Annotated in this window: 13 protein-coding genes; 10 read left to right on the top strand and 3 right to left on the bottom strand. The window is 31.2% G+C overall.

What is annotated here, in order from left to right:
* Positions 1–63 precede the first annotated feature (63 nt).
* Positions 64–1,038, top strand: coding sequence for a signal recognition particle-docking protein FtsY (gene ftsY, locus BM549_RS06760; RefSeq protein ID WP_290469572.1), 975 nt, complete (start codon positions 64–66; stop codon positions 1,036–1,038).
* Between the two features lie 84 nt (positions 1,039–1,122).
* Here ftsY and BM549_RS06755 read toward each other — a convergent pair whose 3' ends face one another.
* Both BM549_RS06755 and BM549_RS06750 read right to left on the bottom strand, forming a co-directional pair.
* Positions 1,123–2,109: a fibronectin type III domain-containing protein gene (locus BM549_RS06755; RefSeq protein WP_290469571.1), complete on the bottom strand. Its 987-nt coding sequence runs from the start codon at positions 2,107–2,109 to the stop codon at positions 1,123–1,125.
* A 164-nt stretch (positions 2,110–2,273) separates the two neighbouring features.
* Entirely contained in the window at positions 2,274–3,356 is a 1,083-nt protein-coding gene (locus tag BM549_RS06750) for a serine hydrolase (RefSeq protein WP_290469570.1), read from the bottom strand.
* Positions 3,357–3,453: 97 nt separating this feature from the next.
* On the opposite strand from BM549_RS06750, the gene BM549_RS06745 reads away from it, so the two are divergent.
* The 7 genes from BM549_RS06745 to BM549_RS06715 all read left to right on the top strand — a co-directional run bounded on the left by BM549_RS06745 (position 3,454) and on the right by BM549_RS06715 (position 12,892).
* Positions 3,454–5,103, top strand: coding sequence for an amidase family protein (locus BM549_RS06745; protein ID WP_290469569.1), 1,650 nt, complete (start codon positions 3,454–3,456; stop codon positions 5,101–5,103).
* 110 nt (positions 5,104–5,213) lie between these two features.
* Positions 5,214–6,521: a 30S ribosomal protein S12 methylthiotransferase RimO gene (rimO, locus tag BM549_RS06740; RefSeq protein WP_013868799.1), complete on the top strand. Its 1,308-nt coding sequence runs from the start codon at positions 5,214–5,216 to the stop codon at positions 6,519–6,521.
* A 123-nt stretch (positions 6,522–6,644) separates the two neighbouring features.
* Positions 6,645–8,246 (top strand): bacillithiol biosynthesis cysteine-adding enzyme BshC, encoded by a 1,602-nt coding sequence (gene bshC, locus BM549_RS06735; protein WP_290469568.1) that lies wholly within the window; start codon positions 6,645–6,647, stop codon positions 8,244–8,246.
* Positions 8,247–8,301: 55 nt separating this feature from the next.
* On the top strand, positions 8,302–9,834 hold the full coding sequence (guaA, locus tag BM549_RS06730; protein ID WP_290469632.1) for a glutamine-hydrolyzing GMP synthase: 1,533 nt from the start codon (positions 8,302–8,304) through the stop codon (positions 9,832–9,834).
* Between the two features lie 246 nt (positions 9,835–10,080).
* Positions 10,081–12,069, top strand: coding sequence for a LysM peptidoglycan-binding domain-containing protein (locus BM549_RS06725; protein ID WP_290469567.1), 1,989 nt, complete (start codon positions 10,081–10,083; stop codon positions 12,067–12,069).
* 68 nt (positions 12,070–12,137) lie between these two features.
* Positions 12,138–12,656 (top strand): hypothetical protein, encoded by a 519-nt coding sequence (locus BM549_RS06720; RefSeq protein ID WP_290469566.1) that lies wholly within the window; start codon positions 12,138–12,140, stop codon positions 12,654–12,656.
* Between the two features lie 2 nt (positions 12,657–12,658).
* Positions 12,659–12,892 carry a DUF3820 family protein gene (locus tag BM549_RS06715; protein WP_290469565.1) on the top strand — a complete coding sequence of 78 codons (234 nt, stop codon included), beginning with the start codon at positions 12,659–12,661 and terminating at the stop codon, positions 12,890–12,892.
* A 24-nt stretch (positions 12,893–12,916) separates the two neighbouring features.
* Here the strand turns inward: BM549_RS06715 and BM549_RS06710 are convergent, their stop codons facing one another.
* Entirely contained in the window at positions 12,917–13,177 is a 261-nt protein-coding gene (locus tag BM549_RS06710) for a hypothetical protein (RefSeq protein WP_290469564.1), read from the bottom strand.
* 198 nt (positions 13,178–13,375) lie between these two features.
* Between BM549_RS06710 and BM549_RS06705 the strand changes: the two genes are divergently transcribed.
* Positions 13,376–14,992: a CTP synthase gene (locus BM549_RS06705; RefSeq protein ID WP_290469563.1), complete on the top strand. Its 1,617-nt coding sequence runs from the start codon at positions 13,376–13,378 to the stop codon at positions 14,990–14,992.
* 168 nt (positions 14,993–15,160) lie between these two features.
* Positions 15,161–17,065 (top strand): membrane protein insertase YidC, encoded by a 1,905-nt coding sequence (gene yidC, locus BM549_RS06700; protein ID WP_290469562.1) that lies wholly within the window; start codon positions 15,161–15,163, stop codon positions 17,063–17,065.
* Positions 17,066–17,193 lie beyond the last annotated feature (128 nt).

Below are 17,193 nucleotides of genomic sequence, written 5' to 3'. Positions count from 1 at the left end.
TAAATTTAAGGCTTGACTATTGCTATTAAAATTTTAATTAACACTTAATAGAAAAAACAGCCAATGAGTTTTTTTAAAAAAATATTTTCTTCAGAAAAAAAAGAAACCTTAGATAAAGGTTTAGAAAAAACAAGCACTAGTTTTTTAGGGAAACTTAGTAAAGCAGTTGCTGGAAAATCTAAAGTCGATGACGATGTTTTAGATAATTTAGAAGAAGTATTAGTCTCTAGTGATGTTGGTGTAAATACTACATTAAAAGTAATTGAGCGTATAGAAGCTCGTGTTGCTAAAGATAAATATTTAGGTACAGATGAGCTTAATAGAATTCTTAGAGAAGAAATTGCAGGATTATTAAGTGAAACTAACTCTGGCGAAGAAACAGAATATAAAATACCAACATTGCCACCTCAAGAAAATGGTAAAAAAACACCATATGTTTTAATGGTGGTAGGAGTAAACGGTGTTGGTAAAACTACAACTATAGGTAAGCTTGCTTATCAATTTAAAAAACAAGGATTAAAAGTTGTATTAGGAGCTGCAGATACTTTTAGAGCTGCAGCAATAGACCAATTACAAGTTTGGGCAGATAGAGTAGATGTGCCAATGATAAGACAAGAAATGGGAAGTGACCCAGCAAGTGTTGCCTTTGATGCACTTGAGTCTGGAGTTTCTCAAGATGCCGATGTTATAATTATTGATACGGCAGGACGTTTACACAATAAAGTTAATTTAATGAATGAGTTAACCAAGGTAAAACGTGTAATGCAAAAAGTTATAGGAGATGCACCACATGATGTATTACTAGTTTTAGATGGTTCTACAGGACAAAACGCATTTGAGCAAGCTAAACAATTTACAGCAGCTACAGAAGTAACATCATTAGCAGTTACTAAATTAGATGGCACAGCAAAAGGTGGCGTTGTAATTGGTATTAGTGATCAATTTCAAATACCAGTAAAATATATTGGTGTTGGTGAAGGTATTGAAGATTTGCAGGTATTTAATAAATACGAGTTTGTAGACTCTTTCTTTAAATAGAAAAAATATGTAACAAAATTCTATAAAAAAAAGCCTTCGAAATTTATTTCGAAGGCTTTTTTTTATGAGTTATTGTTTTAAATACTATTGAGCAGTAACTGTTATTGGGCCAACCCAATCACTAAAACCATTAGTTCCACCACAATTAGATCGTATATAAAAATCATAAGCTTGTCCAGAAGTAACACCGCCATAACTTACCCTTACAGGAGAAAAAGAAGTAGCAGTTACACTACTAGTATTAAAAGCAGTTCCTGCTTCAACAATAGCTATTTCCCAACTGTTTTGAGAGCTTTCGTAATCCCAAGTAAAATCAAAATATTTACTTCCATCATTATTTGTTCCAGATGAAGTAGATGTAAAATTAAATGGATCTATACAATTAGGGTTTGATGGCTCGTTTAAAGTTGTGATAGAAACTGGTCCAACCCATGAACTAAATCCAGAGTCTTCACAAACATTTCTTACATAAAAATCATAAGTTGTTTCAGAGTTTAAATTGTTTATAGATGCAGATTGATCATAAAAATCTGGTTCAATTTGTGTAGTGCCACTACCTAAGTTAAAACCTTGTACTCCATATTGTATTTCAGATCCTCCAGAACTTGGTGAACTCCAATATAAATCTATTTTATTATGCGTTATAGAGTCTGGATAAACATCTTCTGTAAAATTAGTTGGGTCCTCACAAAAAGGATTACTGTCTAATGTAACAAACGAAAATGGTCCTGCCCAATTACTATAAGTTTGAGATTCATTACAAAATACGCGAGTATAAAAGCTATATTGTGTTTGTGGTTGTAAGTTTTGTACAGATGTGTAAGTGTCAGGAACGGTTAAAGTTATTCCACTACCTTGAGAAAAGCCAAAAGTACCATATTCTACTTGGTATAAAGAAGAGCTTATGCTTACATCCCAGTTAAAAGACGCAGTTGTATTTGTTAAATTTTGTACAGATAAATTAACAGGTAAGGCACAACTATTTTGTTGGTTTTCTTCGTTTGGACTGTCGTCGCTAGAGCATCCAAAAATTAGCAGAGATACTGCTAGTAATAAGGTAATTTTTTTCATATTGATTAAGTTTAGTGCGTGAATATAGCTAAACTTATTATTTTTCTACAAAAGAAAATTAACTTTATTAATGTATGGTTTTGTTGTAATTAACATAACTATAAAGGTTGTAAATTTTAAGTTTCTGACTGTTAGTTAGTTGTTGTGAGTTTAATAAAGAGGAGTTAATTAATTACTAGATTAATTTTTTCCCATAAATCATTATCAAACGATGACAAAGCAAAGTTTTCATCATCTGCAGCGTCTCCCATTCTAATAACTACTAAATCTTTACTTGGAACAATATAAATTTTTTGGTCGTTTTTGCCTAAAGCACAATACATATCGTTTGGTGCATTAGGCACTAAACTTCCGGGAAATTCTAGTTGACTTTGTGGTAGGTGATAACTAGATTTTCCATTTAACCACCATAAATAGCCATAAGCTTCGTTAATATTTTGACTTGTTTGTGTGGCCTCACTTAAAAAATTGGCAGATACAATTTGTGTGTTTTCCCATTTACCGTTAGCGGCAATTAATAAACCAAACCTAGCCATACTACGCGTGTTACTCCAATATACATTTAGATCTCCAAGTGGTAACCAAGCACCATTCATGCCTATTCTGTTTTTTAAATTAGAATTAAAATATGAGTTCCAATCTTGATTACTAGCTTGAGCTATAACATCCTGCATTTTCACATAAACATTATGGTAAGCCCAACGGCTTCCAGCATCAGCAATATATTGTAAGTTTTCTGGTGAAGTAGAGTCTCCTAAAGTATCATCAAGTCCAGAAGACATAGATAATAAATGTTTACAAGTAATTAAGTCTTCTTTATCTAAAGTAGCACTTGTCCATCCAGTACCTAAATACTGTGAAACTTTATCATTTATATTAATAATGCCTTGGTCTTCTGCAATGCCAGAAACGGCTGTAGTTAAAGTTTTTCCTGCGCTTGCCCAATACCAATTGCTATTAGCATCATGGTTGTTAAAATAATTTTCTATAACTATTTTTCCTTTGTAAAGTATTATAAAACCTTTAGTGTTATTTATCTCTAAAAAGTTTGAAAGTTCTTGAGTAGCATTAACGTTCCAATTTAATGCTGAAGCGTCTGTAGTTTCCCATTTCTCACTATCATTTGGTGGAAAATAAAAAGCTTCAGTAGTTGTTGGGTTTATAGTTTCATTTTGGTTTTCAGAATTTTCTGTAGAGCAACTAGAAATAAAAACAATGCTTAATATAAAAAAGAAGAATTTTTTCATTTGTATTCGTTTTAATTAATAAGACTTAAAAGATAGAATAAGGTTTAAAACCTAAAACTTTAAGTTGCGTTTTGTATTTTTAAATAAAATTTAAAAAATGAAACAAAACATACTATTTATTTTAATAACAATTTTCTTACTAAATAATTGTAAAGAAGTAAAGAAAACAGACATTAAAGTTAATGAAATTGAAGAGAAATCAGACTCGGCAGTTGCAATAAAAGATTTTAGAGAGTTTAAAGTTTTAGATTCTAAATTTTTAAAAAACGAAACACTTTGGAAAGATATTAACGAGTCACTTATTGGTTTTAATCAAGTAAATTACGATGCTTTAAAGCCACTTATACTAGAACAAAATATACCAATAATTCAAAAAAACATAAGAGAAGGCAAGTTAAGTTATGAGCAATTGGTGAAATTTTATTTGTACAGAATACGCCAGTTTGACAGAGAAAATGAATTAAGTTTAAATTCTGTTATAGCAATAAATCCAAATGCCATTGAATTAGCTAAAATTGCAGATGCCGAAATAAAAACTACAGCCGAGCGTCATCCAATATTTGGTATGCCAATTTTGTTAAAAGATAACATTAACACAAAAGGTATGGCTACAACTGCTGGCGCAATTGCATTATCTAATAACCAAACCGAAGACGCTTTTATTGTTGAGCGTTTAAAAAGCCATGGCGCTATAATTTTAGGTAAAGCTAACCTCAGTGAATGGGCTTATTTCTTTTGTGGCGATTGCCCAAGCGGTTACAGTGCCGTTGGTGGTCAAACATTAAATCCTTATGGAAGACGAATAATAGATACTGGTGGTTCTAGTTCTGGTAGTGGTGTTGCGGTAGCTGCAAATTTTTGTGTTGCAGCAATAGGTAGTGAAACTTCAGGTTCTATTTTATCTCCAGCAAGTCAAAACTCAGTAGTTGGTTTAAAACCAACTATTGGCTTATTAAGTCGAACAGGAATAATACCTATTTCTTTAACTTTAGATACAGCTGGACCAATTACAAAAAATGTTACCGATAATGCAATTGTTTTAGACGCTATGTTAGGTTATGATGCAAAAGATTCTAAATCTATAAAAACCGATTTGATTAATGGTTTTTACTCTAATAATTATAATAAAAAAGACTTACAAGGAAAACGATTAGGTGCTTACAAACGCTTATTAAAAGATAGTTTGTATTCCAATGCGTTAACAGTTTTAAAAGCACAAGGTGCTACAATAATAGAAATTGAAGAACCAGAAATTGAATTACCAGATTTTTTAAGACTGCTAAATTTAGATATGAAAAACGATTTACCAGAGTATCTTGAAAAATATGCAAACCCAAATTTAAATTTAAGCTCAGTTAGTGATATTATAAAGTATAATAACCAAGACTCATTACTTAATGCACCTTATGGCCAGTCTTTATTTAAAGGTGTTGTAGAAGATAAAGCAACTAATACAGCGTTCACAAAAATAAAACGCACACTCAAATTTAATGGAAGAAGTTATTTTTTACAGCCTATTAAAAAGCATAATTTAGATGGGTTCGTTTCAATTAATAACTATCATGCTGGCTATGCAGCCGTCGCAGAATATCCTGCTATAACAGTACCAATGGGTTATAGTAAAAACGGCGAACCAAAAGGTTTAACATTTATTACAAAACCACAAAAAGAATTAGATTTACTTAATTGGACATATGCTTACGAGCAAGCTTCAAAAGCACGTATAGCTCCAAAACAGTATAATTAATAGATAAATAATAATCAACGACTGTCAATCTCAAATCATTACGTATCTTTGCAGACCGAAAATGTAATAGTATCACTAAATGGTATTTCCAGTAATATGGAAAAAAGAGTATGAGAACAAAATCACTTAAAAAGAACAAGATTAATGTAATAACACTAGGCTGTAGTAAAAATGTTTACGATAGCGAAGTGTTAATGGGACAACTTAAAGCCAATGGCAAAGAAGTTGTACATGAACAAGAAGGAAATATTGTTGTAATAAACACATGTGGTTTTATTAATAATGCAAAGGAAGAAAGTGTGAACACCATTTTGGAGTACATGCAAAAAAAGGAAGATGGTGATGTAGATAAAGTTTTTGTAACAGGATGTTTATCTGAAAGATATAAGCCAGACTTGGAAAAGGAAATACCAAATGTCGATCAATATTTTGGTACTACAGAATTACCAGGTTTATTAAAAGCTTTAGGTGCAGATTATAAACACGAGCTTATTGGTGAGCGTTTAACAACAACACCAAAAAACTATGCGTATTTAAAAATAGCCGAAGGTTGCGATAGACCTTGTAGTTTTTGTGCAATTCCTTTAATGAGAGGAAAGCATAAAAGTACACCAATTGAAGATTTAGTAACCGAAGCAGAAAAATTAGCAGCCAATGGCGTTAAAGAATTAATACTTATTGCTCAAGATTTAACGTACTACGGTTTAGATTTATACAAAAAACGAAACCTTGCAGAGTTATTGGAAAACTTAGTAAAAGTTGAAGGTATCGAGTGGATTCGTTTACATTATGCATTCCCAACAGGATTCCCAATGGATGTATTAGATATAATGAAACGCGAACCAAAAATTTGTAATTATTTAGATATTCCGTTACAACACATTAGCGATAATATATTAAAAAGTATGCGTCGTGGTACTACAAAAGAAAAAACCACAAAACTACTTAAAGAGTTTAGAGCTAAAGTTCCAGAAATGACAATTCGTACAACTCTAATTGCTGGATATCCTGGTGAAACCGAAGAAAATTTTCAAGAACTAAAAGAATGGGTTCGCGAAATGCGATTTGAGCGTTTAGGTTGTTTTACATATTCTCACGAAGAAAACACACATGCATTTAATTTAGAAGACGATGTTCCAGAAGAAGTGAAAATGCAACGTGTAAATGAAATAATGGAAATTCAATCTCAAATTTCTTGGGAATTAAACCAAGCAAAAATAGGTCAAGAATTTAAAGTAGTTATCGATAGAAAAGAAGGAAACTACTTTGTTGGTCGTACAGAATTTGACTCTCCAGATGTAGATAATGAGGTTTTAATAGATGCTAAAACAGTGTATTTAAAAACAGGAGAATACACAACGGTAAAAATTATTGAAGCTGAGGATTTTGATTTGTATGGTGAAGTTGTAACAGCTTAATTAGCTGCATTTACAACTTGTTTATAGCTAATTATTAAGAGCGTTTCATACAATTTTTAAGTTAATTTTAAGACAAACAATAGTGTAAAGAGCCTTATCTTTACACTAGATTTTCTATTAACTATGCCATCATACAATCTCTCTTATAAATCCACAGGATATTTTTCACAACTAATTTGTAATTATTTAGCCGAAGCAGAAGCGCTCAGGCCATTTTACAATCGTTTTCCAAATCTTGAAAATTTTCAAGAACAAATAAAAGAGAAAGCCTCGGCATTTAGCCAAGAAACACGTACCGTTTTAACAAGTGTTTTAAGTGAAAACTATAAAATGGTAGAAGCTTCTCAAGCTACAATAGATAATATTGAATCTTTAAGACAAAGCAACACTTTTACCGTAACAACAGGACATCAATTAAATTTATTTACTGGACCACTTTATTTTTTACACAAAATAGTGTCTACAATAAATTTAGCAAAAACTTTAAAAGCTAAATTTCCCGAAAATAATTTTGTGCCAGTATATTGGATGGCAACAGAAGATCATGATTTTGATGAAATAAACTACTTTAATTTTAAAGGAAAAAAAATACAATGGAACCGTGAAGCATCAGGTGCCGTTGGTGAATTAGATACAAATGGTTTAGATGCAGTTTTAGAAATTTTTTCTCAAGAATTAGGTATTGGTAAAAATGCAGACCGTTTAAAAACACTTTTTAAAAGTGCTTATTTAGAGCATGAGACTTTAGCTCAAGCTACATTTTATTTAGCAAATGAGTTGTTTAAAGATTATGGTTTAGTTGTAGTAGAAGCAAATAACAGAGCGCTAAAAAACCTCTTTATTCCTTATGCAGAAAAAGAATTAACACAACAAATCTCTTATCAAAACGTAAGCAAGGTTAATAAGCAAATAGAAGCATTATCTCAAGATTATAAAATACAAGTAAACCCAAGAGAGATAAACCTATTTTATATCACAAAAAATATAAGAGAACGTATTGTTTTTAATAATAATAGTTTCAAAGTCTTAAATACTAATATTACTTGGAGTAAGAGTGAAATAATACAACACCTCAATGAGGCGCCAGAATGCTTTAGTCCCAATGTAATTTTAAGACCACTTTATCAAGAAATAATTTTACCAAACCTTTGTTACATTGGCGGTGGCGGTGAGTTAGCATATTGGTTTCAATTAAAATCTAATTTTAAAGCTAATGGTGTAGTGTTTCCTATGTTATTATTGCGTAATTCGGTTTTAATACAAACACAGCAACAAGCAAATAAATTAAAAAGATTAGATATATCTAATGAAGATATTTTTCTAAAAAGAGAATCTTTTATAAATAAAAAAGTAAGAGAAATTTCTAATATAGATATCGATTTTTCAACACAAGTAAATCATTTAAAAACACAGTTTGAAACGCTTTACGAGTTAGCAAAAAAAACCGATAAATCTTTTCTAGGTGCAGTTGCCGCACAAGAAAAAAAGCAAATTAACGGGTTAGAAAACCTAGAGAAACGCTTACTTACGGCACAAAAGAGAAAATTAAAAGATCAAATAGAACGTATTACAGATCTTCAAAATCAACTATTTCCTAATAAAAGTTTACAAGAACGAAACACAAATTTTAGCGAGTTGTATTTAGAATTTGGAGAAAATTTAATTCCAAATCTAATAAAACATTTAGAGCCTTTACAAGGAGAATTTACCGTGTTAACATTTTAGAAAAAAAATTAGGAAAGAGGTTCTTAAATTTTAAATGCAATTATTACTTTTGCACATGCAACACGACAAAGTACTTATTTTAGATTTCGGATCGCAATACACACAACTAATTGCGCGCAGAGTTAGAGAACTTAACATCTATTCCGAAATACACCCATTTAATAAAATACCAACCAATTTAGACGACTACAAGGCAGTTATCCTTTCAGGAAGCCCAATGTCTGTAAGATCTCAAGACGCTTTTCATCCAGAGTTAAAAGGCATTCGCGGCATAAAACCAATGCTTGCAGTATGTTACGGTGCACAATATTTAGCACATTTTTCTGGTGGAGAAGTAGCAGAATCTAATACTAGAGAATACGGTCGAGCAAACCTAAGTTTTGTAGAAGACGATGCTTTTTTTAAAGGCATAACAGCAGGAAGTCAAGTATGGATGAGCCATAGCGATACCATAAAAACTTTACCAACAAACGGTAAATTATTGGCAAGTACGCATGATGTAAAAAATGCAGCATATAAAATAGAAAACGAAACAACATACGCGATACAGTTTCATCCAGAAGTATACCATTCTACAGATGGTAAACAACTATTAGAAAACTTTTTAGTAAATATTGCAAATGTAAATCCAGACTGGACACCAAATGCATTTGTAGAAGAAACAGTAGAAGCCTTACAAGCTAAAATAGGCAACAATAAAGTTGTTTTAGGTTTATCTGGAGGCGTAGACTCATCTGTAGCAGCAATGCTATTACATAAAGCCATTGGCGAAAACTTATATTGCATATTTGTAAATAACGGTTTATTACGTAAAAACGAATTTACCGATGTACTTGAGCAATACAAAGGCATGGGATTAAATGTAAAAGGCGTAGACGCATCACAACGTTTTCTTGTAGCATTAGCAGGAAAAAGTGACCCAGAAGAAAAACGTAAAGCCATAGGTCGCGTATTTATTGAAGTGTTCGATGACGAAGCACACCAAATACAAGACGTTACATACCTTGCACAAGGCACCATTTACCCAGATGTAATAGAAAGTGTGAGTGCAACAGGCGGACCAAGTGCAACAATAAAAAGTCATCATAATGTTGGCGGTCTGCCAGATTTTATGAAACTTAAAATAGTCGAGCCACTAAAAGCGCTTTTTAAAGACGAAGTTCGTCGTGTAGGAGCATCAATGGGTATGGATAAGCAATTATTAGGTCGTCATCCATTTCCAGGACCAGGATTAGCCATTAGAATATTAGGCGATATAACGGCCGAAAAAGTAAGAATATTACAAGAAGTAGACGCTGTATTTATAAACGCATTAAGAGACGCAGGACTATACGATAAAGTATGGCAAGCAGGCGCAATTTTACTACCAGTAAACAGTGTTGGCGTTATGGGAGACGAACGTACTTACGAAAAATGCGTCGCACTTAGAGCAGTAGAAAGCACAGATGGTATGACGGCAGATTGGGTAAACCTACCATATGAGTTTTTACAAAAAACCAGTAACGATATTATAAATAAAGTAAAAGGAGTAAATAGAGTTGTTTACGATATTAGCTCAAAACCACCAGCAACAATCGAGTGGGAATAAAATAAATTGGGCGTTACCAAGCCATGCAAAAAAAGCATGGTTTGGTCGTGCTCTCGGCAGTCGCTCTCTGCGAGGAGCTTCAACAAAGCCTCCATCACTAACGCAGCATACCAAATATGGCTGTTTTTTTTTGGAATGATAATTGAATATTAAATAAAAACACTAATTTGTCGTTCTGTGTAAACTATAAAAAGTTAAAACACAAAGGCACATTTCAATATTTAAAATAAAACTAAGTTTTTTTACATGAAAAACATACTATACATCTTTACACTAGTTATTTGCTTTAGTTGCTCATCTGCAAAGGCGCAAAATTACATGACGCATAAAGTTAAATCTGGAGAGTCCATAGAAACTATTGCTAAAAAGTATAAAGTAACAAAAAGTCATATATTAGAACTTAATCCAGATGCTAAAAACGGTATTAAAAAAAATACTGTTTTAATTATCATGAAAACTGGAGGTGTAAAACCCGGTAATAGTAATACAAAACAACCAACAAATACTACAGGTTTAAATAAAATTGAAAAAACGCAGGAAGTAAAAGAGCTTACCGGTTACAAAAAACACAAAGTAAAACGTAAAGAAACACTGTATAGTTTATCTAAAAAATATAATGTTACAGAGGCCGAAATTAAAAAATACAATACGTTTTTATATGCCAATAATTTAAGAAAAGGAGATAAATTACAAATCCCAGTTTTTAAAAAAGTAATAGAAAAAGAAGTAAATTCACCAATAGTACAGTATACAGTTTTACCAAAAGAAGGTAAATGGAGAATAGCTTACAAATACGGTATTACTGTTCCAGAATTAGAAGCCTTAAACCCTAATCTTTCAGAAGTTTTACAACCAGGGCAAAAAATTAATGTTCCAAATCTTGATGCTGCTAATGTAAAGCAAGTAGACGAAATGTATAGTTATTATACAGTAAAAGCAAAAGAGGGATTTTATAGATTAAAAATAAATACTGGTTTAGAGCAAAGCGAATTAGAGCGTTTAAACCCAGGATTAGCAGAATCTGGTTTAAAAGAAGGTATGGTTTTAAAAATTCCATATAATGGCGCAACACAAGCAACTCAGGCAAATAATAACACAGATGTTGTAGATAATGTGCATCAAATAAATAAGTTAGAAAATGCAATTTTAGATACAGAAACTAAAAACATAGCTATTATGTTACCGTTTCAATTAAACTCTGTGAATACAGATTCTATTTTCGATGCAAAACAAAAAATAAAAAACAGTAGAGCATTAGCCTTAACTTTAGACTTTTACTCTGGAGTATTAATGGCATTCGATTCGTTAAAAAAATTAGGAGTTAATTTAAAAGTAGATGTTTACGATACTCAAAATAGATTAAGTCATACAACAGCTTTAGTGAGAAATAATGATTTCTCTAATACACATGCTGTAATAGGTCCATTATTCCCTAAAAATTTTAATGCTGTAGCAGCTGCTTTAGAAACAAGAAATGTACCTGTAATTTCACCCATAACAAAATCTGTAAATCTTGGCAATAATGTATTTCAATCAAGACCAAGTGAAGATAATATGGAAAAAAAGATTATAGATTATTTTATTGCAGACTCTACAGCACAGGTTATTATAATTTCAGATATAAAACATAAGGCAAAAAGCACTATGCTAAAATCTAACTTTACTAATGCAAAACTAGTTAGTTCAAGGTTAGATAAAAAAACTAAAAAAGATGCACATTATATAATAGAGCAGGATTTACTTAATGTTATAAAACCTGGAAAAAATGTTGTGTTTTTAGAAACAGATAACCCAAATTTTGTGTCTAATGTATCAAGTATGTTAAATGCATTACTACAAGATAAAACCGAAATTATTTTAACAACAACTAACCACAATAAAGCTTTTGAATACGAAGAGGTTTCAAATTATCATTTGTCCAATCTTAAATTTACATATCCTTCAATATCTAAAATTGTAAATGAAGAGTCTAATCTTAAATTTATAAAAGATTATAAAGCAAAATATAATACTTCACCTAATACTTACGCTATAAGAGGTTTCGATTTAACAATGGATGTTGTATTACGTATGGTTTCATCTCAAGATATTTATAAGTCTGTTATTGAAGCACCACTAACATCTTATATTGAAAATAAATTTTCTTACAAGAAAAAATTATTTGGTGGTTTTTATAACGATAGCGTTTATATTGTTAGGTATAACAATTTACAAATAGACGAGGTTAAGCAATAAACAGATATTAAAAAGCGTTTTTACATTAATTTTAGTAAATATATTTTATGTATAAATGCTTTGTTTTTTTGGCTGTATTCTTATGTTTTCAACAAGATTCAAAAGGTGTTGCTTGGAAAGAAAACTTCAAATTAAATTGGCAGGATTTTAAAGCTAAGCCAGATAAAAGTACAGAGGCAGTAGCTATAACAGCTTCTGGTATTACCTTTGGTTATTCTGTACAAAGGTCTTCAACACGAGGTGTAATAGGTTTTAAAAGTGAAGTGTTTGCTCATTTTTACCCAGAACATTCATGGTATAAAAAAGAAAGTGTAGATAATCATGTTTTAGCACATGAACAACTCCATTTTGATATTACCGAACTTCATGCACGTTACTTTAGAGAGAAATTGTCTAAACTAGAAGTAAATTCTAACATAACCGAAGTATTAAACACATTACACAACCAAACAAATACAAGTTTGGCAGATATGCAAAATAAATACGATACAGAAAGCAACTATTCTATGGATAATGAAGGTCAAGTAAAATGGTCTACTTTTGTTGCAAAAGAACTTAAACGCTTGCAGAAATTTAAAGTAGATTAATTATGCTTGAGCCAGATCCAAAGTTTTTAGTAAAACTTGCACATACTAAAATGCCGTATGGTAAATATAAAGACAGATACCTTATAGATTTACCAGAATATTATATCGTTTGGTATCATAGTAAAGGTTTTCCTAAAGGAAAATTAGGCGAAATGCTAGAAACCGTTTACACGCTAAAGTTAAATGGTATAGAAAATTTGGTGCGAAATATTCAAAAAAATTTTCCTAAACCATAAGAGATTGTTTAATCTCAATTAAATTTAACTCTCACGTTTTTTGTTGTATTTTTTATGCTGTATGTTTTTCTTTTCTAGAATAGCATAAAATTTTCTGGGAGACATTTTTAAATCTTTAGTAATGTCACTAACTTTTTTCTTCCCTTTTTTGTAAAGTTTTAAATTTTCAGATACACGCTTATTAAAATAATAATTTTTGAGTTTTTCTACAATTTGTAACTCGGTTAAATTAGACGTGTTTTTATAATTTTCAATTTCAGTTTTAATGTTTGATAAACTACTCATAGGCCTTGATTTTTATCACTTCGTTATTAAAATATAATTGGTAAGCACAAATCTAATATATTGTTTTTTTTCTAAAAACCATTTTTTAAACATCATCTGTAATAAAATCTGTCACTATAAGAGCTTAAAAAATAAAAAGTTTAAACGCTTAGAACTTCCATAAAATATCGTAAATTTGCTCGCGTTTAACAACGTACAATGACAACTAAAACTAAATACATATTTGTTACCGGTGGCGTAACATCATCTCTTGGAAAAGGCATTATTGCAGCCTCTTTAGCTAAACTACTACAAGCTCAAGGATATAGAACTACAATTCAAAAACTAGACCCATACATTAATGTAGATCCTGGTACTCTAAACCCTTATGAACATGGCGAATGTTATGTTACAGATGATGGTGCAGAAACAGATTTAGATTTGGGCCATTATGAGCGTTTTTTAAACGTTCCTACTAGCCAAGCTAATAACGTTACTACTGGTAGAATTTACCAAAGTGTAATAGATAAAGAACGTCGTGGTGAGTTTTTAGGTAAAACTGTACAGGTAATTCCTCATATTACAGACGAAATTAAAAACCGTATCCAGATTCTTGGTAACTCTGGTGATTACGATATTGTAATTACAGAAATTGGTGGTACTGTTGGTGATATAGAGTCTTTACCTTATGTTGAAGCTGTAAGACAATTAAAATGGGAATTAGGAGAACATAACGCTTTAGTTATTCATTTAACTTTAGTGCCATATTTATCTGCCGCAGGTGAGTTAAAAACAAAACCAACGCAACATTCTGTTAAAACATTAATGGAAAGTGGTGTGCAGGCAGATGTTTTAGTTTGCCGTACAGAGCATGAATTACCAGAAGATTTACGCGATAAATTAGCGCGTTTTTGTAATGTAACTAAAGAGTCTGTTATACAATCTATAGACGCATCAACAATTTACGATGTGCCAAACTTAATGCTAGAACAAGGTCTTGATACTATTGTTTTAAAGAAATTAAATTTAGAAAGTAATGTACCAAACTTAGACCAGTGGAATGAGTTTTTACAAAGACATAAAAACCCAGTTTCAGAGGTTACAATAGGTTTAATTGGTAAGTACGTAGAACTTCAAGATTCTTACAAGTCTATACTTGAAGCATTTATACATGCAGGAGCAGAAAATGAAGTAAAAGTAAATGTAGAGTCTGTACACTCTGAGTATTTAAATGGCGATAATGCAAAAGCAATGTTATCACATTTAGACGGTGTTTTAGTAGCACCAGGATTTGGAGAACGTGGTATAGAAGGTAAAATTGATGCAGTAAGATACGTGCGTGAAAATAATATTCCGTTTTTAGGTATTTGCTTAGGTATGCAAATGGCAGTTATAGAATTTTCTAGAAATGTTCTAGGTCTAGAAGATGCTAATTCTACAGAAATGAATCCAGAAACTAAGCATCCTGTAATAAACTTAATGGAAGAGCAAAAGACTATTACAGATAAAGGTGGAACTATGCGTTTAGGTGCTTGGGATTGTGAAATTGTAAAAGATAGTATTGTAGATAGTGTTTATAATTCTAAAATTATAGAAGAGCGTCACAGACACCGTTACGAGTTTAATAGTGCTTATAAAAAACAAATAGAAGAAAAGGGAATGCAGGCTACTGGTTTAAATCCAGAAACTGGTTTAGTAGAAATTATAGAAATTACAAATCATCCGTGGTTTGTAGGTGTGCAGTACCATCCAGAATATAAAAGTACAGTTGCAAATCCGCATCCATTATTTGTAGCATTTGTAAAAGCAGCGCAACAGCACAATAAAAAGAAATAAAAAACGTGTCACTATGGCACAAAAACAATAACGGATTACTTTTTGAAGTGGTCCTTATATTAAACAACCTGTAAGGTTTTATTAAATCTAACAGGTTGTTTGCGAAATAAACCAACATTAATACTAAGGTTAAAATAAATTTTAGCTGGGTCGAAAGACAAAAATAATATGGAAGAAAAGAAATTAGACGTAAAATCGATTATAGGCTTCGTACTTATATTTGGTATTTTATTATTCATGATGTGGCAAAACCAGCCAACACCAGAAGAGCTTGAAGCAGAAGAAAAAGCAAAACAAGCTCAAATTGATGTAGAAAATAAAGCTAAAGCAGCAGCTGCACAAAATGACACAAAAGTTACCACAGCTCAAGATTTTTCAAACACCACAGAAGGAGACTCGTTAAGAAAAATAGCACTTCAAAATAAATTAGGCGCATTTTCTTATTTCGCTCAAGAAGGTGAAACTGTTGTAGATAATGGTGTTTTACAATTAAAATTTTCTAATAAAGGTGGGCATTTAGCAGAAGTTAAACTTAATAAGTTTGTAGATTACGATTCGCTTCCTATATACCTAGTAAAAGATAAAAACGCAAGTTTTAATATTAATTTTGGTACTACAGATAGTCGTATTCTAAATACACAAGACTTATACTTTCAACCAACAAAAACTAAAAACGGTGAGAATACTATAGTTTCTATGAAACTAAAAGTTTCAGAAACTAAGTTTTTAGAATACAAATACATTATTAAGCCAAATGATTATATGATTGATTTCACAATTCAATCTCAAGGCTTAAGTAGCGAAATTAACAGCTCGCAAGAAGTTAATTTAAAATGGGAACAAAAAGCATATCGACATGACGAGAGTATCTCTTACGAGAATCGTTACACACGTTTAACATACCAGCACGATGATGGTAAAATAGATAAATTATCACAAGGTGGTGAAGATGATGAGGTAGAAGAAGATATGGATTGGATGTCGTTTAGACAGCACTTTTTTAGTTCTATACTTACAACAGATAAGCAATTTAAATCTGTAGCTCTAACATCTAAAGATTTAGTAGAAGATGAAGAAATAGATACCGTATTTACAAAGCAATTTTCTGCTAAAACAGCATTAGCCTTAAATGGAAACGAAATAAACGAAAGTTTAGGTTTATATTATGGTCCTACAGATAGTAAAATATTAAAAAAATACGATAAAAACTTAGAAGAAAGTATTCCATTTGGTTGGGGAATTTTTGGTTGGATTAACAAATACTTATTTGTACCATTATTTAGCTTTTTAAGTTCGTTTTTACCTTATGGTATAGCTATTATAGTCATGACGGTTTTAATAAAATTATCTATGTCTTTTGTACAGTACAAGCAGTATTTGTCGCAAATGAAAATGAAAATTTTAAAACCAGAGTTAGATGCTATTCGCGAAAAGCATAAAGACAATAAAATGAAAGCGCAACAAGAAACAATGGCGCTTCAAAATAAAGCAGGAGCAAGTCCGTTAGCAGGATGTTTACCAGCTTTAATACAAATGCCAGTGTTTTACGCACTATTCATGTTTTTTCCAACAGCATTTGCATTAAGACAAAAGAAGTTTCTTTGGGCAGACGATTTATCATCATTCGATTCTATTTACAAGTTTCCTGATGGTTTTAGTATTCCATTTTATGGTGATCATATTAGTTTATTTCCAATTTTAGCTGGTATTGCAATTTTCTTCTATATGAAGTTAACAACAGGACAACAACAAATGTCTGCACCACAGCAAGAGGGTATGCCAGATATGGCTAAGATGATGAAGTACATGATTTACTTTGCACCAATAATGATGATTATTTTCTTTAATTCTTATGCATCAGGATTAAGTTTATACTACTTTATTTCAAACTTAATTAGTATTGGAATTTTATTAGTAATCAAGAATTTTATTTTAGATGAAGAAAAAATCCTTGCAGGAATACAAGCAAATAAAGCAAAGCCTAAAAAGGAAAACCGTTTTCAAAAACGTATGAAAGAAATGATGGAGCAGGCAGAGCAACAAAAGCAAGCTCAAAAACGCAATAAAAAATAAAATATATTATACTAAAAAAAGCTGCCTCTTAAATATTAAGTTTGGCAGCTTTTTTGTTTAGTACAATTTGACTCTATAGTAAACGTTAAATAAAGTAGCGCTATATTATTTTAATAGTCATAAAAATC

Origin of the sequence: Lacinutrix sp. MedPE-SW, from assembly GCF_001874145.1 — a bacterium.
Classification (GTDB): domain Bacteria; phylum Bacteroidota; class Bacteroidia; order Flavobacteriales; family Flavobacteriaceae; genus Lacinutrix.
Note: the sequence above shows the minus strand (reverse complement) of the source record. Positions and strands in the feature narration are given on the sequence as shown.